This window comes from Brachybacterium sp. GCM10030252 (assembly GCF_042666535.1).
GTDB lineage: Bacteria > Actinomycetota > Actinomycetes > Actinomycetales > Dermabacteraceae > Brachybacterium.
Window position 1 is genome coordinate 16,213 of the sequence record NZ_JBHTDM010000010.1, and the last position, 24,535, is coordinate 40,747.

Sequence of the window (24,535 nt, forward strand, 5' to 3'; positions counted from 1 at the left end):
ATGCTCACAACCACGGCACGGGAGATCGCCGACATCACCGGCGGCCGACTGGTGGGCGGAGCGACCGGGGACGAGACCGTCACCGGCGAGGCCCGCATCGACTCCCGCGAGGTCACCACCGGTGACCTCTTCGCCGCCTTCGCCGGCGAGCACGCCGATGGCCACGACTACCTCGGCGTCGCCCGTGAGGCCGGCGCCGCGCTCGCGCTCGCCTCCCGGGACCTCGGGGTGCCCGCGGTCCTGGTGGACGACGTGCGCGAGGCCCTGTCCCAGCTGGCGCGGGCCCAGCTCGCACGGGCCCGGGAGGTGGGCCCGGACCTGGTGGTCGTGGCGATCACCGGAAGCGCCGGCAAGACCGGCGCCAAGGATCTGCTCGGCACGATCCTGCGCACACAGGGGCCGACGATCGCACCCGTCGGCAGCTTCAACAATGAACTCGGGCTGCCGCTGACAGTGCTGCGGCTGACCAGCGAGACCCGTTTCCTCGTCCTGGAGATGGGCGCCCGCGGCATCGGGCACATCGCGGCACTGACCGCCATCGCGCGCCCCGACATCTCCCTCGTCCTCAACGTCGGCAGCGCCCACCTCGGCGAGTTCGGCAGCGTCGAGGCGATCGCGACGGCCAAGAGCGAGCTCGTCGAAGCGCTCGAGGCGACCGGACGGGCAGTCCTGAACGCGGAGGACCCGCGGGTGGCGGCGATGGCGTCCCGCACCGCCGCCGACTCCCTGATGTGGGGCTTCACCTCCGGCGACGTGCGCGGGGACGACCTCACCCTCGACGACGAGGCACGGATCCGCTTCACCCTCGTCGTCCCCGAGGGAGTGACCACCCTGCGCGGCGAGCCGATCCCGGCCGGGCGCTTCCCGGTGCGCCCCGACCTCCTCGGCGAGCACCTGGCCGCCACGGCGGTCGCCGCCCTGAGCGCGGCGCTGGCCGCCGGGGTGGACCCCGCCGCCGCGGTCGCCGCGCTGGATGGTGCCAAGCTCGCCTCCGGCCAGCGCATGGAGGCCATCCGCGCGGGCGGCGCGCTGATCATCGACGACGCCTACAACGCGAACCCGGATTCGATGCGGCACGCGCTGAAGACCCTGGCCCACCTCGGACGGGGGCGCCGCACCATCGCGGTCCTCGGCGAGATGCTCGAGCTCGGCCCGGACTCGGTGCGTCTGCACGACGAGATCGGCCGGCTGGTGGTGCGGCTGAACATCAGCCAGCTGTATGTCGTCGGCGACGGCGCGGCCCCCATCCACCATGGCGCGAGCCTCGAGGGCAGCTTCGGGGGCGAGTCCGAATACCTCGAGACCGTGGAGGATGCGATCGCTGTGCTAGAACGTACGGTGGCGCCCGGAGACGCGGTGCTGCTGAAGTCGTCCCGGGACGCCGGTCTGCGGCAGATCGCCCAGCCACTGATCGCGCACCTGGAGCGGCAGGTTCAGCCCACCTCGCGGGCGGATGGAGGAGACGACGCATGATCGCGATCATCATCGCGGGCGCCGGTGCCCTCATCCTCTCCATCGCGGGGACCCCGCTGTACATCAAGCTCCTGGTCAAACGCGGCTATGGTCAGTTCATCCGCGACGACGGACCCACCTCGCACGCCACCAAGCGCGGCACGCCCACCATGGGCGGCGTGGCGATCATCCTGGCCACGATCCTCGGATACTCCCTCTCCCACCTGGTGCTGCTGACGCCCCCCAGCGTCTCGGTGCTGCTGGTGCTGTTCCTCATGGTCGGGCTCGGCGTCGTCGGCTTCCTCGACGACTACCTCAAGATCTCCCAGCAGCGCAGCCTCGGTCTGCGTCCCCGCGCCAAGCTGCTCGGTCAGTTCCTGGTCGCGACCGCGTTCGCGGTGCTCGCCCTGCTGTTCCCCGACGGCGAGGGCAACACCCCGGCCTCGACCCAGCTGTCCCTGGTGCGGGACATCCCCTGGCTGGATCTCGCCTTCGGCGGGACCGTGCTCGGCTTCATCCTGTTCGCGATCTGGGCGAACTTCCTGGTCGCGGCCTGGTCCAACGGGGTGAACCTCACGGACGGGCTCGACGGTCTCGCGAGCGGGGCGACCATCATCTTCACCGCGACCTATCTGGTCGTGTGCTTCTGGCAATGGCGCCAGGTGTGCAACGTCGATCTCGACGCCGGGGGAATGGTGCGCTGCTACGAGGCCCGGGACCCCCTGGACGCCGCCGTGCTGTGCGCCGCGATCATCGGGGCCAGCGTCGGCTTCCTGTGGTGGAACACCTCGCCCGCCAAGATCTTCATGGGGGACACCGGCTCGCTCGCCCTGGGCGGCGCGATCGCGGGGCTGACGATCGTCTCCCGCACCGAGATCCTGGGCGCGATCATCGGCGGCCTGTTCGTGATGATCTCGCTGTCGGTGATCATCCAGGTCGGCAGCTTCAAACTCACCGGGCGGCGCGTGTTCCGCATGGCACCGCTGCAGCACCACTTCGAGCTCAAGGGCTGGAACGAGGTCACCATCGTGGTGCGCTTCTGGATCGTCGCCGGCATCCTCGCCGGGGTGGGCCTGGGCATCTTCTACCTCGACGCCCTGCCGAGGCTCACCTCATGACCGCGACCGCGACGGGGCCTGCCGGCCGGTCTCGCGCCGTCGAGGACCGGCCCTGGCCCGGGCTCGACGTGTCGGGACTGCGGATCCTGGTCACCGGCTTCGGCGTCTCCGGCTACGCCGTCGCGGACCAGACCATGCAGCGCGGTGCCCGGGTGCTCGTCGTCGACGGCTCCGAGACCCCTGCGATCCGCGAGCGGGCCCAGATCCTCGAGGTGCTCGGGGTCGAGGTCCGCCTCGGCCGGGAGCACACCCTCGCCCTTCCCCGCGACCGCGAGATCGACGTGGTGGTGACCTCGCCGGGATGGCGACCCGATCAGCCGCTGCTGACCGAGGCGGCAGAAGCCGGGATCCCCGTGTGGAGCGAGGTCGAACTGGCCCGCCGGATGCAGGCGCCCGACGGGCCCGCCTGGCTGGGGGTCACCGGCACCAACGGCAAGACCACGACGGTCACCATGCTCGAATCGATCCTGCAGCATGCGGGCCTGCGAGCAGTGGCCTGCGGCAACGTGGGGCTGCCCGTCATCGAGGCGGCGCTGGACCTCGAGGGCTTCGACGTGCTGGCGATAGAGCTGTCCAGCTTCCAGCTGCACTGGACCGAGCACCTGGACTGCGAGGCCGCCGCGGTGCTGAACGTCAGCGCGGACCACCTCGACTGGCACGGCGGCGCCCAGGAGTACGCGCGCGCCAAGGGCCGGATCTACGAGGGCGTGCGCACCGCCTGCATCTACACCGTCGCCGACGAGACCACCCTGCGCCTGGTCGAGGACGCCGACGTCGTCGAGGGCGCCCGGGCCGTCGGCCTGACACTGGGCTCACCGGGCCTGTCCGAACTGGGCGTGGTCGACGGGGTCCTGGTCGACCGCGCCTTCCTCGCCGAGCGTCGCAGCGCCGCGGCCGAGATCGGCACCCTCGCCGACCTCGAGCACCTCGGTCCGCACGGGGCCGGCCCCCACGTCGTGCTCGACGCGCTGGCCGCGGCGGCGCTGGCGCGTGCCTACGGCGTCCCGGCCCCAGCGGTCCGCGACGGACTGCGCGCCTACCGGATGGGCGGTCACCGGGCGGAGCAGATCGCGACGGTGGACGGCATCACCTTCGTCGACGACACCAAGGCCACCAACCCGGCCGCCGCGGCCGCCTCGCTCCGTGGGGCCGAGCGCATCGTGTGGATCGCCGGAGGTGACACCAAGGGCGCGGACCTCAGCGAGCTGGTCGCCTCCGCCCGCGATCGGCTGACCGGGGTCGTCCTGCTGGGACGCGACGAGGCGCCGTTCACCGCGGCACTGCAGCGACACGCCCCCGACGTCCCCGTGCGGCGCATCGATCCGGGTGACACTGACGATGCCGCCGGGCGCACCCGGCTCATGGAGGATGCGGTCCAGGCCGCGAGATCCCTCGCCACCGCAGGGGACGTGGTGCTGCTGGCACCGGCCGCCGCGTCCATCGACCAGTTCCGTGACTACGCGGAGCGGGGGGATCTGTTCGCGGCGGCCGTATCCCGACTGCCAGGAGCGAGCGCATGACGATCGACGAGACCCGTCAGACGCAGCGGACCCCGCAGGGGCAGCGGACCCGGCAGGGGCAGGATTCCCGCCGGTCCGCCGGTGTCGTCCGTCCCGACGAGGTCCAGCCGCTGGGGAACATCGGGACCCGCGTGCGTGACGGCGTCGGTTCTTGGCTGCGGTCCCCGGCCCTGGACTTCTACGGACTCATCATCGTCGGGACCCTGCTGATCGGCGTGGGCCTGGTGATGGTCCTGTCCTCGAGCGCGGTCCTGAACATCTCGCGGGGCAACTCGGGGTTCGCCGGGCTGTTCCGGCAGGGCACCTTCGCGGCGATGGGGCTGGTCCTGCTCGTCGTCGCCGCCTGCCTCCCGACCGGGTTCTACCGCAAGGCCGCCTGGCCGCTGCTCGGCCTCGGGCTGGCGTTGCAGTGCCTCGTCCACGTCCCCGGTCTCGGGGTGGAGGTCGACGGCAACCGCAACTGGATCAGCATCGGCGGCCAGACCCTCCAGCCCTCGGAGTTCCTCAAGCTCGCCCTCGCCGTATGGCTGGGAGCCCTGCTCGCGACCAAGCGCCCCCTGCTCCACCGGCCCGGACACATGCTGTTCCCGCTGGTCCCCGGCATCGTCGCCGCGCTGGGCCTGGTCGTCCTCGGTCATGATCTCGGCACCGCGATGGTGATGTGTCTGCTCGTCGCCGGGGCCGTGTGGGTGGCCGGCGTGCCACGACGGTGGTTCCTGGCCGTCGGCGCCGCGGGCCTGGCAGGCGTGATCGCCCTGACCATCACCAGCGCGAACCGTATGGCCCGCATCGGCAACTGGCTCCATGGCACCTGCGAGGGCGACTCCTGCTATCAGGCCGAGCAGGGTCTGATGGGCCTGGCCGAGGGCGGCTGGTGGGGCGTCGGGCTCGGCGAGTCCCGCATGAAATGGGGCCGGCTGCCGGCGGCCGAGGACGACTACATCTTCGCGATCATCGGCGAGGAGCTGGGACTGCTCGGCACCCTCGGCGTGCTCGCCCTGTTCGCCGTGCTCGCCCTGATCATGTTCCGCATGATCACGCGGATCGAGGACCACTTCACCCAGATCACCATCGCCGGCATCAGCGCCTGGCTGCTGGGCCAGGCCTTCGTGAACATGATGGTGGTCACCGGCCTGCTGCCCGTGATCGGTGTGCCGCTGCCCTTCATCTCCTCGGGCGGTTCGGCCCTGCTCGCCTCCATGGCGGCACTGGGAGTACTCATCTCCTTCGCCCGCCGGGAGCCAGGCGCCCGCGAGGCGATCGGCGCGCGCATGGGGGCGGTGCGCCGTTCCATCAGCGTGCTGCCCGCACCGCGCGACGCCGCCGGGAAGTCCGACGCGCGCCCGCGCCGCGACCGGGCCAAGGCCGGGCGGAGCTCGACATCGTCGAAGACCTCGAAGGCAGGACTCTCGGGCCCCTCGGGGTCCTCGAAGCCCGGGGGTGCCCGGACGTCCGGCGGGCCCTCCGGGACCGGCGGCTCCCGGAAGCCCGCCGGCACGCACAACGCCGCGGGCAGCCGGAACTCCACCGGATCCCGCCAGTCCCGGGCGTCGCGGAAGTCCGCGCCGTCCTCACGGAGGACACGATGACCGCGCCCGCCCCCGTCCGCATCCTGCTCGCCGGCGGCGGCAGCGCAGGCCACGTCTCCCCGCTGCTCGCCACCGCCGCCCAGATCAGCCGGCGCACCCCGGCTGCCGAGGTGCTCGTGCTCGGCACTCCGGACGGCCTCGAGACCGATCTGGTCCCTGCCGCCGGCTACGAGCTGGCGACCATCGACAAGGTGCCCTTCCCGCGGCGCCCCGACGGCGCCGCACTGCGCTTCCCCGCCCGCTTCACACGCACATTGCGCGAGGTCCGCACGCTCCTGCGCGAGCGCCGGATCGACGTGGTCGCCGGTTTCGGCGGCTACGTCTGTCCGCCCGCCTACCTTGCCGCCGCCTCCGCGGGCCTGCCCGTCGTCCTGCACGAGGCCAACCGGCGCCCCGGCCTGGCCAACCGGCTCGGAGCCCGCCGCGCCGCCGCCGTGCTCACCGCCCTCGAGGGCACCAAGCTTCCCGGAGCCCGCCACATCGGCATGCCGATGCGGGAGGGCATCGCCCACCTCGACCGGGCCGCGCGCCGCGACGAAGCGCGCCGGGCGCTGGACCTGGACCCCTCGGCGCCGGTCCTGCTGGCCACCGGCGGCTCCCTCGGCGCCCAACGCCTCAACCGTGCCGTGGCCGAGGCCGCAGACTCCTTCATCGCCGCCGGCGCCCAGATCCTCCACATCACCGGCCGGGGCAAGGCCGACGGCCTCACCGGACGACCCGGTCACCGGGTCGTCGAGTACGTCACCGCGATGGAGGACGCCTACGCCGCCGCTGACCTCGCGCTGACCCGCTCCGGAGCCGGCACGGTCTGCGAGCTCACGGCGATCGGCCTGCCCTCGGTCCTGGTCCCGCTGCCGATCGGCAACGGCGAGCAGGCCCTGAACGGCCGCGACGTGGTGGCCGCCGGCGGCGCCCTCAGGGTCGAGGACGCGGACCTCGATGCCGCCCATCTGCGCCACCACGTCCTCCCGCTCCTCCAGGACCCCGAGCGCCTGAGGACCATGGCCGACGCTGCCCGCGCCTTCGGCATCACCGACGCCGCCGAGGTCATGGCCGACGTCGTGACCGGCGTCGCACGCCGAGCCTGAGCCGGTCGCGCCCACCGCCCGGCTACGGTGACCACATGAGCCCCGTCGAAGCCCGCCCCGGCCATTGGGATCACCCGGCGCCGCGCTCCATCCTGCGCCCCGGGGACGTCATCACCCAGCCCAGCTGGCCGGCCGACCGCGCGGTCCGCAGCCTGCACGTGGTCCGCATCGGAGGCGCGGGCATGTCCGCCGTCGGCCGCCTCGCCCTCGAGGCCGGTCTGCAGGTCAGCGGCTCCGATTCCCAGGACGGCCAGTTCATCGGCCCTCTGCGCGAGGCGGGGGCCCGCATCGGCATCGGCTTCGACGCCGCCCTGCTGGCCGAGGACGTCGACGTGGTCGTGGTCTCCACCGCCGTTCGGCCCGACAACCCCGAGGTCCTCGCAGCGCACGAGCGCGGCATCCCCGTCATCCACCGTGCAGCCGCACTCGCCGGTCTCCTCGCGGGCAGGGAACTGGTCGCCGTCGCGGGGACGCACGGGAAGACGTCGACCACGGGTATGGCCGTCATGGCGCTGCGGGGCGCCGGCCAGGATCCCGCCTGGGCACTCGGCGCGGCCGTGCCGGACCTCGGTCGCAATGCGGGATTCGGCGGCACCGGCGACCACTCCGCGCCTGGCAGTGACTCCGCGCCCGGCGCCGGCTCCGCGCCCGACGGCGCGACCGGACCCGGCGGTGGCATCGCAGTCATCGAGGCCGACGAGTCCGATGGGTCCTTCCTCGCCTTCTCGCCGCGCTCCCTGGTGGTCACCAACCTCGAGCCCGACCATCTCGACTTCCACGGCGACGAGCAGACCCTCACCGCGGCCTTCGACGCGCTGACCATGCAGATCGTGCCCGGTGGCAGCCTTATCGTCTGTGCCGACGATCCCGGCGCCCGCGCGCTGGGGGAGCGGGCCGCGGCTCGCGGCGTCCCGGTGACCACGTACGGCAGCGATCCCGGCGCCGACTGGCGGGTGCTGTCCGAGCGCGGCGGCGCGGCCGGGGCCGAGATCGAGATCGGGACATCCGCGGACCGGTACACCTGCGAGCTCTCGGTGGCCGGCCATCACAACGTCCTCAACGCGGTCGGGGCCCTGGCGGCCGTGAGCGCCGCCGTCCCCGACGCGGACGTCGGCGCGCTGCTGGGAGGCCTGGCCACCTTCACGGGGGCCTCGCGGCGCTTCGACGTCGCGGGCCTGGCCGGGGGAGTGACCGTCGTCGACGACTACGCCCACCATCCCCGCGAGGTCGCCGCCACCATCGAGGCCGCCCGGGGCATCGTCGAGACGCAGCAGCGCGGCGGTCGCGTGCTGGTCGCGTTCCAGCCTCACCTCTTCTCCCGCACCCGCGACTTCGCGGCGGACTTCGCCGCAGTGCTCGGCGGCGCCGATCGCTCCTGGGTGCTGCCCGTCTACGCGGCCCGCGAGGACCCCGACCCGGGCATCGACGCCCGCACCATCACCGCCCACGCCCCCGGCGCGAGTGTGCAGCCGCTGACGGCGAGCGACCAGCTCCCCGCGACCGTGCGCGAGGTCGCGCGGCCCGGGGACCTGCTGCTCATGCTCGGCGCGGGAGACGTCGTCGAGCTCACGCCTGCCGTGATGGCCGCCCTCGATTCGCCACGGGAGGAGACGTGATGGCTCGCCGCCCCACTGCTCCGCGGCCGGTCCGACCGACCCGGCCCGCATCCCCCGCGGCCCGCCCCGCCGCGACCCGGCGACCGGACGGCTCCTCACCGTCGGCGACGAGTCCCAGCTCCGCGGCGCCTGCCTCCCGGGAGCGGTCCTTGCCCTCGTCGTCCGCGGGATCCTCGGCGACCTCTGCTGCCTCGGCATCATCGCCCGCCTCCGCGAATCCGGCCGCGTCCACGACCTCACCGAACCGGCGTCCGGCGCCGCAGTCCCCGTCACCCGCGCCGGCGCGGACGAGGCCCACCGGGGCGCCGCGTCGCTCGGCGTCATCCCGTCCGGAGACTGCTGGCACCACAGGAACCGCTGGTCCGCGCGCGAGGAGCGTCGGTCGGCGCGGTGACGCCGGTCGCGGCACGGCCGGTGGCGATGGCGCGGAGGGCGGCTCCGTCGTCCCGGCCGCCGGTCGCTTCCGCGACCTCGTCGCGGGCCGCCCCTGGCGCCGCCGCCGCCGGGCGATCCTGGCCACGGTCTCGGCGCTCGCACTGCTGATCGTGGCAGGCCTCGCCACCGCGGTGTTCCTGCCCTCGCTCCAGGTCCGCGAGATCACCATCGCGGGGCTCGGCTACGTCGAGGAGCAGCAGGTGCGCGAAGCGGTCGAGGGCCATACCGGGGACAGCGTGCTGCTGCTGCCGGGCTCCGAGATCGCCGAGGACGTCGCCGGTGTCCCGGGAGTGGAGTCCGCGGAGGTCGAGCGTGCCTGGCCCGACGGCGTCCACGTCACCGTCACCGAGGCCACCCCGGTCGCCCAGCTGACCCGGACCGACGGGAGCACCGGGGTGCTCGACGCCCAGGGGCAGGAGCTTCCCGCCGCAGCGGCCGAGGGGGCCACTCTGGTGCCCTTCGTGCTCGATGAGAACTCCTCGGACCCCGAGGGCGCCACGGCCGCGATGAGCGAGGTCCTCGCCGCCATGCCGGAGACGCTGCGCGGGTCCGTCCAGAAGGTCTCCGCCTCCAGCGACAGCGATGTCACGCTCGAACTCGCCCTGGAGGACGGCGGCACCAAGACGGTCGTGTGGGGCGACGCGGCCGACTCCGAGCTGAAGGTGGATGTGGTCCAGGCACTGGTCTCCCAGCCGGGCGACGTCATCGACGTCTCCTCCCCGGTCGCCCCGGTCACGCGCTGATCTGCCCTCGCCGGCCCACGCTGCGAGCCGGAGCATCCACGGGCGGTGATCCATCCCGCCATCCGCGGCCGACACGCGCCCGTGGTGTTTGCGTGCACGTGTCCTCGTCCATAGCGTCAAAGGAAAGGAGAGGCGCCCCGAAGTCCGAACCTCGAGTCGAGGTTGAGGGTTCTTCGGCAGTCGGCGACCAGATGCGACGCAGGCCCCTCTCTGCAGGTGAACGACAAGAGCAAGGACCCAAACGTGGCCGGAACCCAGATCTCCCTAGCAGTCATCAAGGTCGTCGGCGTCGGCGGCGGAGGTGTCAACGCTGTCAACCGCATGATCGACTCCGGCTTGAAGGGCGTCGAGTTCATCGCGATCAACACCGATGCCCAGGCGCTCCTCATGTCGGACGCGGACGTCAAGCTCGACGTCGGCAAGGAGATCACCCGTGGTCTCGGTGCCGGCGCCGACCCCGAGGTGGGCAAGCGCGCCGCCGAGGACCACGCCGAGGAGATCGAAGAGGTCCTCCGCGGCGCAGACATGGTCTTCGTGACCGCCGGTGAGGGCGGCGGCACCGGCACCGGTGGCGCCCCGGTGGTCGCCAAGATCGCCCGCAGCCTCGGCGCGCTGACGATCGGTGTCGTCACCCGACCCTTCACCTTCGAGGGACGCCGCCGCTCCACGCAGGCGGAGTCCGGCATCGACGCGCTCCAGGCCGAGGTCGACACCCTCATCGTCATCCCCAACGATCGCCTGCTGTCCATCGCGGACAAGCAGGTCTCGATGCTCGATGCCTTCAAATCGGCGGACCAGGTCCTCTTGTCCGGTGTCCAAGGCATCACGGACCTGATCACCACGCCGGGCTTGATCAACCTCGACTTCGCCGACGTCAAATCCGTCATGCAAGGGGCCGGCAGCGCCCTGATGGGCATCGGCTCGGCCCGCGGGGACGACCGTGCCCTGCAGGCCGCCGAGCTCGCCGTCTCCAGCCCGCTGCTGGAGGCTTCGATCGACGGCGCCTACGGCGTGCTGCTCTCCATCCAGGGCGGCAGCGACCTCGGGCTGTACGAGGTCTCCGAGGCCGCTCGCCTGGTCCAGGAGGCCGCCCATCCCGACGCGAACATCATCTTCGGCTCCGTCATCGACGACGCCCTCGGGGACGAGGTCCGGGTGACCGTCATCGCCGCCGGCTTCGAGGGCGGCGGGCCCGCCCCGCGCGCGGAGACCCCGCCGCTGCAGCGCTCCGAGCCGATCCCCGCTCCGCGTGCCTCCTCACAGCAGTCGCAGCCGTCGGCCTCGGGCACGGAGCGGCCGGCCGCTGTCGGCGCGGGCGCCGGTGCGGCCGCCACGCCGGGTGCCTGGGGGCTGCCGCAGCAGACCTTCTCGCCGTCCCGTCAGGACCAGGCCGGATCCGCGACCGAGCAGGCCGGGTCCGCTCAGGGGCAGTACGGCCAGACCGGCCAGAACGGTCAGTCCGGCCAGTACGGTCAGGCCGCCCAGAGCGGTCAGTCGGGACAGAGCGGCCAGGCAGGTCAGAACGGCCAGGCGGAGGAGCACGGTCAGTCCGGTCACCACGGCGGGGAGCAGCAGGCCCAGCCCCCGCAGCAGGGTCAGGACGGCTCACAGTCGGCGCCCCGCACCCAGGAGGAGCCGGCGCGGCCCCCGCGCATCGAGGAGCCGCCGTCGGACGACGACGACCTCGATCTGCCGTCCTTCCTGAAGTGAGCTCAGCTCTCCCGGTGCGGGCCTCGCGACATCGCGGGGCCCGCACCCTGTTCACGGGGCGGACCGGGGGAGTGAGCACCGGAGACTTCACCGGGCTGAACCTCGCACGTCACGTCGGGGACGACGCGGAGTGCGTCGAGCACAATCGTCAGCTGGTGGCGGAGGCAGTCGGTGCGCCGCTCGTGTTCGTCGACCAGGTCCACTCGGCCGCCGTCCACGTGCTGCCCGAGACGGGGCCCGTCCCCGCCGTCACGGCGGATGCGCTGGTCACGACCCGGCGCGACGTGGCGCTGGCCATCATGGTCGCCGACTGCCTGCCGGTTCTGCTGTCCGACCCGGTCTCGGGGACCGTCGCGGCGGCCCACGCCGGTCGCGCCGGGCTGCTCGGCGGGGTGCTGGAGAGGACCGTGGTCGAGATGGCGCGCTTCGGTGCCCGGCCCGGGGACGTGACGGTCACCGTCGGCCCGTCGATCTGCGGGCAGTGCTACGAGGTGCCGGAGCAGATGCGGGACCAGGCCGCCGAGCTCCTGCCCGCCGTCCATGCCGTGACCCGCTGGGGCACGCCCGCTCTCGACCTGCGTGCCGGGGCGGTCGCCGTGCTCACCGAGGCCGGGGTCCCGGCGGCCGCGATCGACGCAGGCGCTGCGTGCACACTCGAAGACGAGGAGTACTTCTCCTATCGGCGAGCGGCACGGACCGGTCGCTTCGCCGGCGTGATCCGTCGGGAGTGACCTCGCACGACACGGCCCCACGACACGCCGACCGCTTCCCGTGGAGGCGGAAAGCCCTGCTGTACTTTCTGGGGAGAAGGGCTTCCACGCACTCCCCGTGCTTCCCCGAAGCCCAGGTCAGCGTGAACAACGAACTGGGAGATCTGCGATGGGCAACTGGCGCAACGCCATGGTCGCACTCGGCCTCGCCAATGAGGTCGACGACGAATACTACGAGGACGAGCGGATCCGCCAGGACGAGGCGGCCGCTCCGGCTCGCCGCACCGAGCGTGGCCCGGAGCCCGCACCCGAACGGGAGGCCCAGGTGACCCCGATCCGACAGCGGTCGAACGTGGTGCCCATGGCGCCCGCAGTGGAGGAGTCGATGCATCGCATCACCACGATCCATCCGCGTTCCTACAATGACGCCAAGGCGATCGGCGAGTCCTTCCGTGACGGGGTCCCCGTCATCGTGAACCTCTCGGAGATGCAGGACGGCGACGCCAAGCGCATGGTCGACTTCTGCGCCGGGCTGATCTTCGGCCTGCGCGGCGACATCGAGCGCGTCACCTCCAAGGTCTTCCTGCTCTCGCCGGAGTTCGTCGAGGTCGACGGGGACACCTCGGCCGACGACACCGGCTTCTACAACCAGAGCTGAGCAATTCGGTGCAATTCGTCGCCGCGGTGCTGTACATCGCCGTCCTGGTGTACACGCTCGTGCTGCTGGCACGTCTGGTCCTGGAATGGATCCAGGCCTACGCCCGTGACTTCCGCCCCTCGGGGCTGGTGCTGGTGCTCTTCGAGGTCGTCTACACGCTGACCGATCCGCCCGTGAAGGCACTGAGGCGCCTGATCCCTCCGCTGCGCCTGGGCCCCGTCGCCCTCGACCTGAGCCTGATGATCCTGCTCGTCGGCGGCTGGATCCTGCTCGCCGTGCTGGCCCCGCTCGCGCGCTGATGCGCGCGGCGTCCAGGACGTCCTCCAACATCCGCTAGGCTGTCGGCACCGCGCCGTACGCGCACCACGACCCCAGAACGACGAGAAGGTGACCCATGGCTCTGATGCCCGATGACCTGCTGTCCAAGCGGTTCACCCCGGTCCGGTTCTCCGAGGGCTATGACATGGACGAGGTGGACAACTACCTCGACAACGACATCCTGCCGCGCCTGCAAGAGCTGATCGACGAGAACAACCGCCTGACCAAGGAGCTCGAGGAGGCGCACAACCGCATCGCCGAGCTCGAGTCCGCGCCTGCTGCCGCAGCGGCCACCGACGCCCCGGTCGTCGAGGACGAGGCGGTCATCGACGAGACGCCGGTCTCGGCGACGGCGGATGTCGACGCCGAGACGACGGCTCAGCAGCCCGCGGTCGCCGAGGCTCCGGCCGAGGAGCCCGTCGCCGGCGCTCCCGCTGTCGCCGACCAGGGCAGCCCGGACCAGTCCGCGGCCGGCATCATCGCCCTGGCGAACCGCCTTCACGACGAGTACGTCAAGAACGGTGAGGACGAGCGCGACCGGCTCATCTCCGAGGCCAACGAGGAGCACCGCCGCATCGTCTCCGAGGCTGAGGAGAAGTCCCGCACCACGCTGGCCGAGCTCGAGACCAAGAAGGCCGAGCTCGACAAGACCATCGAGGGCCTGCGCACCTTCGAGCGCGACTACCGCAACCGTCTGCGCAACTACCTCGAGAACCAGCTCCGCGAGCTGGACACGAGCGAGACGCAGGACAAGCAGGCGAACTTCGGTCTGTGAACCACGCTGCTTCCACGCCGACGAGCGCCGGGCCCGAGGGGTCCGGCGCTCGTCGCCGTGTGAGCCGTCTCGTCGTCCTGACGGGGATGGCCGCCGTCGCCGCGGTGATCGCCGTGGCCGACCAGATCACCAAGGCATGGGCGGAGCACAACCTGACGGAGCTCGAGCCCCAGCCGTTCCTCGGTGAGGTCCTCCAGCTGACGCTGCTGTACAACTCCGGCGCGGCCTGGGGGATGGGCGCCGGGATCACCCCGGTGGTGACCTGCCTGCAGATGGTCATCGTGACCGGCGTGGTGATCTTCGCCGTGCGCGCGGTGCGTTCGCTCTGGTACACCCTCGCGCTCGGCCTGATTCTCGGCGGGGCCCTGGGCAACATCCATGACCGGCTGCTGCGCGACCCCGGCCCCTTCCGCGGCGAGGTCGTCGATTTCCTCGAGCTGCCCAACTGGCCCGTCTTCAACGTGGCGGACATGGGCGTCGTCGGCGGCGCCATCCTCATCGTGCTGCTGGGGGTGCTCGGCCATGCCGCCGATCCGGCCGAGGCCGAGGCACGAGCTGGAGCGGAGCGGGCAGAGACCTCGCCGTCCGCCGTCGACGGACCGAGCAGCGAGGACGGACCGAGCACGGACGACCGGCCGAGCACGCAGGACCGGCCGAGCACCGACGACGCATCGCCCACGGAGGATCCCCGGTGAGCTCCTCGCGCTTCCTCATGGTTCCCGACGGACTCGCCGGCGAGCGCGTGGACGTGGGCATCTCGCGCATGCTGGGCCTCTCGCGCAGCCGCGCCGCCGACCTCATCGACGGCGGCCACGTCGAGATCGACGGGCAGGCACCGTCACGCTCCACCCGTCTGGAGCCCGGGGCGATGCTGAACGTCGAGCTGCCCGATGAGCGTCCCGCCGCCGAGGTCCGGCCGATGATCGCCGAGGGCATGAGCCTGGTCCACCAGGACGACGACATCGTGGTGATCGACAAGCCCGTCGGCGTCGCCGCACACCCCAGTCCCGGCTGGTCCGGGCCGACGGTGCTGGGGCATCTCGCCGCCGCCGGCGTGAGCATCCGCACCAGCGGTGACCCCGACCGCCAGGGCATCGTCAGCCGGCTGGACGTCGGCACCAGCGGCCTGATGGTCGTCGCCCGCACCGAGCGCGCCTACACCACGCTGAAGGACTCCTTCCGTGCCCGCGAGGTCGGCAAGGTGTATCACGCCGTCTGCCAGGGGACCCCGGACCAGCCGCAGGGCACCATCGAGGCCCCGATCGCCCGCTCCCCGAACCACGACTACAAATTCGCCGTGCGCCGCGACGGGAAGCACTCGGTGACGCACTACGAGACGCTGGAAGCGCTCCACGGCGCCACGCTGCTGAAGGTGCGACTGGAGACCGGCCGCACCCATCAGATCCGCGTGCACCTGGCCGCGCTGCACCATCCGCTGGTGGGCGACCCGCTGTACGGCGCGGATCCGACGCTCGCGGCGCGCATCGGCCTGATCCGTCAGTGGCTCCACGCGATGGAGCTCAGCTTCGTCCATCCGGTCAGCGGCCGGGAGGTCACGTTCGTCTCCCAGTACCCGCGCGACCTGCAGGATGCGCTCGAGGCACTGCGCGGCAGCTGACCGGCCGTGGCAGATCCCGCCGCAGCACCTCGCGCGACGGCCACCGGTGACGCGCCCGAGTCGCGGAGCGGCTACCGTCGAGGCATGAGCGACGAGCAGACCTCCGGTGCGCTGACCCCATCCCGGGACGCGGCCCTGGCAAGGCCCGACTTCCCCTTCGCCCGGGTCGCGCGCCGCCTGGGCATCGACCCGGCCGGCGCAGAGGTGACCCTGCGCGACGACGATCGCGCCCGCGCAGCGATCGCGGAGGCCGCCCGCGCCTACCTCGAGGCCGACGACGCCCGCCGGGCCGGCCGGTCGCCGTCGACGCCCATCGCCCTGGACCCGGACTTCCCGACCGGGGTGGGTATGGCGCTGGTCGGCGCAGCGGTGCTGTGGGACGCGCGCGAGCTGGTGCCGCGCATCGCGCTGCGCGTGGCCAAGGACCATTACGAGGACGGCGCCGACGAGCTCGCTGCGAGCTACATTGCCCTGGTCCAGGAATCGGTCGACCCCGGCGAGAGCAGCACGGACGATGCGTCGGCATGGGCCGCCCAGTCCCTGCTGGTCGCCGTGCTCCAGCGCTCCGGCGACCCGGCCCAGGCCGACGAGATCGCGCGTGACCTCGCCGCCCACGCGATCCCCCTGGACCTGTGGCGCGGTGACGACCCGACCCTCCCGGACGACTCGATGGCCTGGCACGGCGGCGCCTTCGTGGGCGGCATCCCCCCTCGCCGCGACGAGCGCAGCCTCAGCTTCGAGGATGTCCACGACTACATGAACACGCTCCTGTCGGACATGCGCCGCGAGCAGGAGGCCGAAGGCGACGACTCGGGGACCTGAGCCCGCTATTCCCGACACGCCGGACTCGCCGAGGTGACCTCCCCGACGGGTCGGACCGGCCCCGGCGCGGCGCGTCGCAGGGCCTGACTGGCTACCCTGGAACGCATGTCCGACGACTTCGTGCACCTCCACGTCCACACCGATTACTCCCTGCTGGACGGGGCGGCGAAGATCGACAGACTCGTCGAGGAGACGGTCCGCCAGGAGCAGCAGGCCGTGGCCATCACGGACCACGGGTACCTGTTCGGCGCCTACGAGTTCTACAAGACGGCGAAGAACGCGGGGGTCAAGCCGATCATCGGGCTGGAGGCCTATGTGACGCCCGGGACCAGCCGTCACGATCGCACCCGTGTCCAGTGGGGGACCCGCGAGCAGCAGATCGCCGGGGACGATGTCTCCGCTCGTGGCGCCTATACCCACATGACGCTGCTCTCGCGCAGCACCGCGGGCATGCACAACCTCTTCCGGCTGGGCTCGGAGGCCTCGCTGGACGGCCAGATGGGCAAGTGGCCCCGGATGGACCGCGAGATCCTCTCGAAGTACTCCGACGGGCTGATCGCCACCTCCGGCTGCCCCTCCGGCGAGATCCAGACCCGCCTTCGCCTGGGCCACTTCGACGAGGCGGTCAAGGCGGCCGGCGAGTTCCAGGACATGTTCGGCAAGGAGAACTACTTCATCGAGCTGATGGACCACGGCCTGTCCATCGAGCAACGGGTGACCAAGGATCTGTTGGCGGTGGCCAAGGCTGTCGGCGCCCCGCTGGTGGCGACCAACGACCTCCACTACGTGCGCGAGGAGGACGCCACCATCCAGGACGTCCTGCTGTGCATCAACTCCGGGTCGCGCCTGAGTGACCCCGACCGCTTCAAGTTCGGCGGCTCCGGCTACTTCCTGAAGTCCGCCGCCCAGATGCGCGAGCTGTTCCGCGAGTTCCCCGAGGCCTGCGACAACACTCTGCGCATCGCCGAGATGTGTGACGTCCACTTCCGCACCACGGACGAGGGCGCGAACTACATGCCCAACTTCCCCACCCCGCCCGGGGAGGACGAGGAGTCCTGGTTCGTCAAGGAGGTCCAGCGCGGCCTGGAGTACCGCTACCCGATGGGCATCCCCGACGCGGTCAAGCAGCGTGCCGACTACGAGGTCGGCATCATCCTGCAGATGGGGTTTCCGGGCTACTTCCTGGTCGTCTCGGACTACATCAAGTGGGCCAAGGAGCAGGGCATCCGCGTGGGGCCGGGCCGTGGCTCCGGCGCGGGCTCGATGGTCGCCTACGCCATGCGCATCACCGATCTCGACCCGCTCGAGCACGGGCTTCTGTTCGAGCGGTTCCTGAACCCCGACCGCGTCTCCATGCCCGACTTCGACGTCGACTTCGATGATCGCCGCCGCGGCGAGGTCATCGAGTACGTGGAGCGCAAGTACGGTGACGACCGCATCGCACAGGTCATCACCTACGGCGTGATGAAGACGAAGAACTCCCTCAAGGACGCCGCTCGCGTCCTGGACTACCCGTACGCGATGGGCGACCGTCTCTCCAAGGCGCTGCCGCCGACGGTGATGGGCAAGGACATCCCGATCAAGGGCATCTTCGACCCCGATCATCCGCGCTACGCCGAGGCGGGGGAGTTCCGCAAGATCCACGACGAGGACCCCGACGTCCAGAAGGTCGTCGAGATCGCCAAGGGCGTCGAGGGCCTGACCCGCGGCTGGGGCGTCCACGCCTGCGCGGTCATCATGTCCAGCGACCCGCTGATCGACATCGTGCCGATGATGCGCCGCCCCTCCGACGGCCAGATCATCACCCAGTTCGAGTACCCCACCCTGGAGACCCTCGGGCTGCTGAAGATGGACTTCCTGGGCCTGCGGAACCTCACCGTCCTCTCCGACGCGGTCGACAACATGGCGCGCAACGGGAAGACCCCGCCGGATCTGGAGCAGCTGCCCTTCGACGACGAGAAGACCTACGAGCTGCTCCAGCGCGGCGACACCCTGGGCGTCTTCCAGCTCGATGGCAGCGGCATGCGCACGCTGCTGCGGCAGATGAAGCCCGACCAGTTCGGCGATATCACCGCCGTCTCCGCGCTGTACCGCCCGGGGCCGATGGGCATGAACTCGCACACCAACTACGCGCTGCGCAAGAACGGGCTGCAGGAGATCACCCCGATCCACCCCGAGCTCGAGGAGCCGCTCGCCGAGATCCTCGGCGAGACCTACGGGGTCCTGGTCTACCAGGAGCAGGTGATGCAGACGGCGCAGAAGGTCGCCGGATACAGCCTCGGCCAAGCCGACATCCTGCGCCGCGCGATGGGCAAGAAGAAGCTCGCGGAGCTGGACAAGCAGTACGTCTCCTTCGAAGCCGGCATGCGGGAGAACGGGTACTCCCCGGAGGCGGTCAAGGCCCTGTGGGAGACGCTGCTGCCCTTCGCCGACTACGCGTTCAACAAGTCCCACTCGGCCGCCTACGGCGTGGTCTCCTACTGGACCGCCTACCTCAAGGCCAACCACCCCACCGAGTACATGGCGGCCCTGCTGACCTCCACCCAGGAGAACCGCGACCGTCTGGGCCTGTACCTCGGGGACTGCCGCCACCGCGGCATCACGGTGCTGCCGCCGGACGTCAACGAATCCGACCTCTACTTCTCCGCCGTCGGCGACGACATCCGCTTCGGTCTCTCGGCGATCCGCAATGTCGGCGCCCACGTGGTCGAGGAGATCATCAAGACGCGGGAGGAGAAGGGCGCCTTCACCTCCTTCACGGACTTCCTGGACAAGGTCCCGCTGTCGGTGTGCAACAAGCGCACCATCGAGTCCCTGATCAAGGGCGGCGCCTTCGACTCCCTGGGCGCGAACCGCCGCTCCCTGGTGCTGATCCATGAGGACGCGGTCGATTCCGTGGTCGACGTCAAGCGCAAGGAGGCCCAGGGCCAGTACGACCTGTTCGCCGACGTCTTCGGAGGCGCCGGCGGTGGTGACGACGGGGTGGCCACCGGCTCGGCCGCCACCATCGTCGTCCCCGACGTCCCCGAGTGGGACCGCAAGGAGAAGCTCGCCTTCGAGCGCAACATGCTGGGCCTGTACGTCTCGGACCACCCCCTGTACGGCCTCGAGCACGTCATCGCCCAGAACTCCTCGACGTCGATCAGTGCGCTCGCCGACGATGGCGCCGTCGAGGACGGCTCCATGGTCACCATCGCCGGGCTGATCACGTCGCTGCAGCGCAAGACCACCAAGAAGGGCGACATGTGGGCCATCGCCACGGTCGAGGACCTCGAGGGCTCCATCGACTGCCTGATGTTCCCCTCGACCTACCAGACGGTGGCCACGGAGCTCGCCGAGGACCTCATCGTCTCGATGAAGGGTCGGGTGGACACCTCCAAGGGCATGCCCGAGCTGCGCGTGATGGAGATGTCGATCCCGGAGACGGGCGCAGGCCCCGACGGGCCCGTCGTGATCGCTCTGCCGGCGATGCGCGCCACCAGTGCTGTCGCCGAGAAGCTGCGTGGGGTGCTCGAGGACAACCCCGGCTCCAGCGAGGTGCGTCTGCGCCTGCAGGAACCGGGACGCACCACGCTCATGCAGCTGGACAAGCGCCTCTCGGTGTCGCCGTCGGCCGCACTGTACGCCTCCCTGAAGGCCCTGCTGGGCCCCAGCTGCCTGCAGTGACGGCGCTGCCCGGCGTGCTGGAACGGGGCGCGCTGGATTAGCGTAGGTCCATGAGCATCGCCGACGACCTGCTGCCCGCCTCCCTGCTGGACACGTTCCGCGAGCGCGCCGTGATCCACGACCGGGAGAACACCTTCCCGGAGCAGGATCTCGCGGATCTGCGCGAGCGCGGCTACCTGCGCCTGCTGGTGCCGGTCGAGCTCGGCGGTCTCGGCGCGAGCCTGCTGGAGGCGACCCAGGTCCAGCGGCGCCTGGCGCAGGCCGCGCCGGCCACGGCGCTGGCGATGAACATGCATCTCGTGGTGACCGGTGCCTCCCTGCACGCCCACCGGCTCGGAGCCGGCTCGGTGCGCACGATGCTCGAGGACGCGGCGGCGAACCGTCTGTTCGCCTTCGGGATCTCCGAGCCCGGCAACGAGGCCATGCTGTTCGACTCCTCGACCCGGGCCGACGCCCGGCGCGACGGCGGCTACCAGGTCAGCGGCACCAAGATCTTCACCTCCCTCGCCCCCGTGTGGGACCGCCTCGTGGTCCACGGCCGGCTCGCCCGCACCTCCGAAGTCGATCCTCGCCTGGTGTTCGGCGTGATAGAGCGCACCGACGCCGTCGAGACGGTCCCGGACTGGGACACGCATGGGATGCGGGCCACGCAGTCGTGCACCACCGTGCTGGACCGGGCCCCGATCGCCGCGGACCGGGTCCTGGCGCTGACCCCCGTCGGCCCCAATCAGGACCCGTTCGTGATGGGCATCTTCGGTGCGTTCGAGTTGCTGATCGCCTCGGTGTACACCGGCATCGCAGAGCGCGCGATCATCGTCGGCGCGGACCTCGCCACCACGCGCCGCAACGTCACGCGCGGCATCGTCCACGCCGACGACCCCGACATCCGCTGGCGCCTCGCCGACGCCGCGATCGCCGTCGACGGAGTGGTCCTGCAGATCGACAAGCTCATGGCCGACCTCGACGCGTTGGGGCTGGGGGAGAGCGGCGTCGGCGTGACCGACCACGGCCCCAAATGGTTCCAGCACTTCTCCGGGGTGAAGTCCCGAGCCACCGAGGTTGCCATCGGTGCGGTCGACCAGGTCCTCCGCGCCAGCGGCGGGGCCCAGTACTTCCGGCGCAGCGAGCTCGAACGGCTCTCCCGGGACGTGCGTGCCGCGATGTACCACCCCTCCGACGCTGAGTCCGTCCACGCCTCCTACGCGAAGTCGCTGCTGGGCGAGATCGGCGGCACGCGGCCGGTGCTGCCGCGATGACTGCACGTACGACGATCGCCCCGGCCCTCCAGGAGGAGTGCCGGGGCGATCGATGGCCTCGCGGAGGCGCTTGACCTGAGCGGGCTTAGGAGGTCTCGTCGGCGGGAACGGGGAGGTCGTCCGCCGGCTCGGGAGCGGTGGACGACGGTGCCGCGCCGGCGGACTCGGACTGCTCGCGCACCACGCGACCGCCCTCGGCGGCGCGCTGGAGGGTGTCCTGGAAGTCCACACCGGTGGTGGACTTGACCATGTCGAGCACCTGGGCGAGACCGACCGAGATGTTCTGGCCGATCTTGGCCTCCCCATCGGTGGAGAACACCGAGAGGTTGTCGATGTTCGAGTAGGGCGCCGCCAGCTCATTGGCGACGGACGGCAGCACCTCGAGCACCTGCGCGAGGACCGCGGCGTCGTTGAACTGCTTGTACGCCTCGGCACGGGCACGCGTCGTCTCCGCCTCGGCGTCACCCTTGGCCAGGATGGCGGCCGCCTCGGCCTCACCCTTGGCGCGCAGCGAGTCGGCCTCGGCCTGACCCTCGAGCCGGACCGCCTCGGCGTCCTTCGAACGACGCTGCAGCTCGACCTCGGCCTCGGCCCGGCCCCGGGCCTCGATCGAGAATGCTTCCGCCTCGGAGGTGACCTTGCGGGCCTCCGCGCGGTTGCGCTCGTCGGTCAGCTCCGCCTCGGACTGCGCCACGCGGGCGTACTTCTTGGAGTCGGCGTCCTGCTGCTCGGCGTAGCGCTTGGCCTCGGCCGGCTTGTGGACCTCCGCGATCAGCTGCTTCTCGCGCAGGTCGTTGTTGCGGACAGCGATCAGCTCGTCCTGCTCGATGATCTTCTGCTGCTGCGCGGCGCGGGCCAGCGGACCGGCGGCGTCCGCGATCGCCTGACGGGCGTCGGTCTCCTCCTTGATCTCGGCCTGGCGCAGATCGAAGGACTGCTTCGATTCCGCCTCCTGCTGCAGGTTGAGGTTCTTCGCCTGGGTGGACTCCCGGTTGGCGTCCGATTCGGCGATGGCGGCGCGCTTGGCCACCAGGGCCGCCTCGGGCCGGCCCCAGTCGCGCAGGTACGAGCCGTCGTCCTCGATCGCGGAGATCTGGAAGGTATCGATGACCAGACCCTGATTGTTCATCGAATGCTCGGCCTCGGCCTGGACCTGGCTGGCGAAGGATGCGCGATCGCGGATGATCTGCTCGACCGTCAGCGTGCCGACCACGGCGCGCAGGGTGCCCGAGAGGATCTCCTGGGTGTAGTGGTCGATCTGCTGCTGCTGATCGAGGAAGCGCTGCGAGGCCTTGCGGACATCCTCGATATTGCCGCCGACCTTGACCTGCGCCACCCCGCGCAGTCGCAGGAAGATGCCGTTCATCGAGTAGCCCTCGACCTCGACCGGGATCTGCCGCGAGCTCAGGCTCAGCACGAACGCGCGGTCCACGATGGGCCGCACGATAGCGCGACCGCCGATGATCACACGGGCGCTGCCCGATTCGAGATCGATGTCGCCGGTCGGGCTGGTCTTCGCATTGCGGCCGGTGATGATCAGTGCTTCGTTCGGAGCCGCGATCCGATAGCTGCGCATCAGCATCACGGCCAGGATCAGGACCGCGACGAGCAGCACAGCCGCGCCGCCCAGGATCGGTATGAGTGCTTCCATGGAGTCCCCTCAGTCAGTAGTGGGCGGATCTCCTCCGTCCGAGACCCGCCGAGGGACAGTCTTCCATCGAACGCCGCTGTATGGCGGTCGATCTCAGAACCGGACCAGATGCCGCTGACCTGGGGCGATACGCCAATCGCCGGCACGGTCCCAGCGCTCGTCTCACCATGTGTGCAGTACGTCCGCATGATGGGATGTGCGGGCTAAGGTCGGCGCTCGTGAACAGCACTCCGCCTTCTCCCCACCTCACGTCCGCGCCTGCGGCGGCACCAGCCAACACGCGCGGGCGCGTCATCACCGCGTCGATGGTCGGCACGACGATCGAGTTCTTCGACTTCTACGCGTACGCCACTGCGGCGTCCCTGGTCTTCCCGCAGCTCTTCTTCCCCACCCAGACCCCGGCGAACCAGCTGCTGAGCTCGTTCGCGGTCTTCGGAGTCGCGTTCGTGGCCCGGCCGCTGGGCTCCCTCATGTTCGGTCACTTCGGGGACCGCGTCGGTCGCAAGACCACGCTGGTGGCGAGCCTGCTGGTGATGGGCATCGCCACGTTCCTGATCGGTGTGCTGCCCACCGCATCGACGCCCGGCTTCGCGTTCCTGGCGCCGGCCATCCTGGTCCTCCTGCGCTTCTGCCAGGGCGTGGGCCTCGGCGGGGAGTGGTCCGGCGCCGCGCTGCTGGCGACCGAGAACGCCCCGCCGGGCAAGCGCGCGCTGTACGGGACGTTCCCGCAGCTCGGCGCGCCGATCGGGTTCATCCTCTCGAACCTGCTGTTCGTGGTCCTCAGCGTCACGATGACCGACGAGCAGTTCATGACGTGGGGCTGGCGACTGCCGTTCCTGCTCTCGGCCATCCTGGTCGTGGTGGGCCTATGGGTGCGGCTGAAACTCATGGAGAGCCCGGCGTTCCAGAAGGTCATCGACGAGCAGCGGGTCGCCGCGGTGCCGATCGCCCGGGTCTTCCGCACCGCCTGGAAGCCGCTGATCCTGGCCACCATCGCCATGGTCGCCACCTACGTGCTCTTCTACCTGATGACCGCCTTTCTCATGGTCGTCGGCACCACCGTCGCCGACGAGGAGACCGCCCGCGCCGCCGCCGAAGCCGCCGGCAACGAGTTCAACCCCGACGCCTTCACGCCCGGCCTCGGCTATGAGCGGCCCGAGTTCCTGACCATGCTGATCATCGGCGTCGTGTTCTTCGGGATCTTCACCCTGGTCTCCGGTCCGCTCGCGGACCGGATCGGTCGCCGCAAGCTGCTGCTCGGCGTCACCGCCGGGATCGCCGTCTTCGGCCTGCTGATCGAGCCCCTGATCCACGCCGGCACGATCGGTGTGATGGCCACGCTGATCCTCGGATTCACGCTGATGGGCCTCACGTTCGGACCGATGGCGGCGTTCCTCCCGGAGATGTTCACGGCCGACGTCCGCTACACCGGCAGCGCGGTCAGCTACAACATGGCCTCGGTGATCGGAGCCGCGCCCGCCCCGTACGCGATGATCGCGCTGTGGCAGCTGATGGACGGTCCGCTGTGGCTGGTGGGCGGCTACCTGACGCTCGCCGCATTCATCACGCTCGCCGCACTGCTCATCGGCAAGGAGACCCGCGAGATCGACTACCTGGCGTGACTGTGTGACTGCGTGACTGCGTGACTGTTCGACTGCGCGGCTGCCGCGTGCGCGGTCACGTGGTCGACGAGCACGGTTCACGTCAGAAGAGGGCGGCCCCGTCAGGGACCGCCCTCTTCCGGCGCTCAGGTTCCTGCGCTCAGCGTGTCGGGGCCCGGCGCGCTCGAC

Annotated in this window: 19 protein-coding genes; 18 read left to right on the forward strand and 1 reads right to left on the reverse strand. The window is 71.0% G+C overall.

Annotation, left to right across the window (positions count from 1 at the left end):
- From murF to ACFQRJ_RS10610, 17 genes are all read left to right on the forward strand, one after another.
- Nucleotides 1-1,473 (forward strand): UDP-N-acetylmuramoyl-tripeptide--D-alanyl-D-alanine ligase, encoded by a 1,473-nt coding sequence (murF, locus tag ACFQRJ_RS10530; protein ID WP_377019019.1) that lies wholly within the window; start codon nucleotides 1-3, stop codon nucleotides 1,471-1,473.
- A complete protein-coding gene (gene mraY, locus ACFQRJ_RS10535) occupies nucleotides 1,470-2,570 on the forward strand; it encodes a phospho-N-acetylmuramoyl-pentapeptide-transferase (RefSeq protein ID WP_377019021.1) in 1,101 nt (366 codons plus the stop codon). Before murF ends, mraY begins: the two co-directional genes overlap by 4 nt.
- Nucleotides 2,567-4,090 carry a UDP-N-acetylmuramoyl-L-alanine--D-glutamate ligase gene (gene murD / locus ACFQRJ_RS10540; protein WP_377019022.1) on the forward strand — a complete coding sequence of 508 codons (1,524 nt, stop codon included), beginning with the start codon at nucleotides 2,567-2,569 and terminating at the stop codon, nucleotides 4,088-4,090. Before mraY ends, murD begins: the two co-directional genes overlap by 4 nt.
- The gene (ftsW, locus tag ACFQRJ_RS10545) at nucleotides 4,087-5,679 is read left to right on the forward strand and encodes a putative lipid II flippase FtsW (protein ID WP_377019024.1); all 1,593 of its coding nucleotides are present in this window, start codon (nucleotides 4,087-4,089) and stop codon (nucleotides 5,677-5,679) included. Before murD ends, ftsW begins: the two co-directional genes overlap by 4 nt.
- Nucleotides 5,676-6,767, forward strand: coding sequence for a glycosyltransferase (locus ACFQRJ_RS10550; RefSeq protein ID WP_377019025.1), 1,092 nt, complete (start codon nucleotides 5,676-5,678; stop codon nucleotides 6,765-6,767). The genes ftsW and ACFQRJ_RS10550 overlap by 4 nt, the downstream gene beginning before the upstream one ends.
- A gap of 35 nt (nucleotides 6,768-6,802) precedes the next feature.
- Complete coding sequence (gene murC, locus ACFQRJ_RS10555; protein ID WP_377019027.1) at nucleotides 6,803-8,383, forward strand: UDP-N-acetylmuramate--L-alanine ligase; 1,581 nt, start codon at nucleotides 6,803-6,805, stop codon at nucleotides 8,381-8,383.
- A 545-nt stretch (nucleotides 8,384-8,928) separates the two neighbouring features.
- Entirely contained in the window at nucleotides 8,929-9,561 is a 633-nt protein-coding gene (locus tag ACFQRJ_RS10560) for a cell division protein FtsQ/DivIB (RefSeq protein ID WP_377019029.1), read from the forward strand.
- Between the two features lie 243 nt (nucleotides 9,562-9,804).
- Nucleotides 9,805-11,271, forward strand: coding sequence for a cell division protein FtsZ (gene ftsZ / locus ACFQRJ_RS10565; RefSeq protein WP_377019031.1), 1,467 nt, complete (start codon nucleotides 9,805-9,807; stop codon nucleotides 11,269-11,271).
- A 14-nt stretch (nucleotides 11,272-11,285) separates the two neighbouring features.
- Nucleotides 11,286-12,002 (forward strand): peptidoglycan editing factor PgeF, encoded by a 717-nt coding sequence (pgeF, locus tag ACFQRJ_RS10570; protein WP_377019267.1) that lies wholly within the window; start codon nucleotides 11,286-11,288, stop codon nucleotides 12,000-12,002.
- A 148-nt stretch (nucleotides 12,003-12,150) separates the two neighbouring features.
- The gene (locus tag ACFQRJ_RS10575) at nucleotides 12,151-12,639 is read left to right on the forward strand and encodes a cell division protein SepF (RefSeq protein ID WP_377019032.1); all 489 of its coding nucleotides are present in this window, start codon (nucleotides 12,151-12,153) and stop codon (nucleotides 12,637-12,639) included.
- An 8-nt stretch (nucleotides 12,640-12,647) separates the two neighbouring features.
- Entirely contained in the window at nucleotides 12,648-12,938 is a 291-nt protein-coding gene (locus tag ACFQRJ_RS10580) for a YggT family protein (protein WP_377019034.1), read from the forward strand.
- A 95-nt stretch (nucleotides 12,939-13,033) separates the two neighbouring features.
- The gene (locus ACFQRJ_RS10585) at nucleotides 13,034-13,732 is read left to right on the forward strand and encodes a DivIVA domain-containing protein (protein WP_377019035.1); all 699 of its coding nucleotides are present in this window, start codon (nucleotides 13,034-13,036) and stop codon (nucleotides 13,730-13,732) included.
- A gap of 59 nt (nucleotides 13,733-13,791) precedes the next feature.
- Nucleotides 13,792-14,427, forward strand: coding sequence for a signal peptidase II (lspA, locus tag ACFQRJ_RS10590; RefSeq protein ID WP_377019036.1), 636 nt, complete (start codon nucleotides 13,792-13,794; stop codon nucleotides 14,425-14,427).
- Nucleotides 14,424-15,350, forward strand: coding sequence for an RluA family pseudouridine synthase (locus ACFQRJ_RS10595; RefSeq protein ID WP_377019037.1), 927 nt, complete (start codon nucleotides 14,424-14,426; stop codon nucleotides 15,348-15,350). The genes lspA and ACFQRJ_RS10595 overlap by 4 nt, the downstream gene beginning before the upstream one ends.
- Nucleotides 15,351-15,434: 84 nt before the next feature.
- Nucleotides 15,435-16,172, forward strand: a complete 738-nt coding sequence (locus ACFQRJ_RS10600; protein WP_377019038.1) for a hypothetical protein — start codon at nucleotides 15,435-15,437, stop codon at nucleotides 16,170-16,172.
- A 105-nt stretch (nucleotides 16,173-16,277) separates the two neighbouring features.
- A complete protein-coding gene (gene dnaE, locus ACFQRJ_RS10605) occupies nucleotides 16,278-19,838 on the forward strand; it encodes a DNA polymerase III subunit alpha (protein WP_377019039.1) in 3,561 nt (1,186 codons plus the stop codon).
- Nucleotides 19,839-19,888: 50 nt separating this feature from the next.
- The gene (locus tag ACFQRJ_RS10610) at nucleotides 19,889-21,094 is read left to right on the forward strand and encodes an acyl-CoA dehydrogenase family protein (protein WP_377019040.1); all 1,206 of its coding nucleotides are present in this window, start codon (nucleotides 19,889-19,891) and stop codon (nucleotides 21,092-21,094) included.
- 85 nt (nucleotides 21,095-21,179) lie between these two features.
- On the opposite strand, the gene ACFQRJ_RS10615 is transcribed toward ACFQRJ_RS10610, so the two are convergent.
- Entirely contained in the window at nucleotides 21,180-22,745 is a 1,566-nt protein-coding gene (locus ACFQRJ_RS10615) for a flotillin family protein (RefSeq protein WP_377019041.1), read from the reverse strand.
- 194 nt (nucleotides 22,746-22,939) lie between these two features.
- On the opposite strand from ACFQRJ_RS10615, the gene ACFQRJ_RS10620 reads away from it, so the two are divergent.
- Nucleotides 22,940-24,367 (forward strand): MFS transporter, encoded by a 1,428-nt coding sequence (locus ACFQRJ_RS10620; RefSeq protein WP_377019268.1) that lies wholly within the window; start codon nucleotides 22,940-22,942, stop codon nucleotides 24,365-24,367.
- The last annotated feature ends 168 nt before the right edge of the window (nucleotides 24,368-24,535 follow it).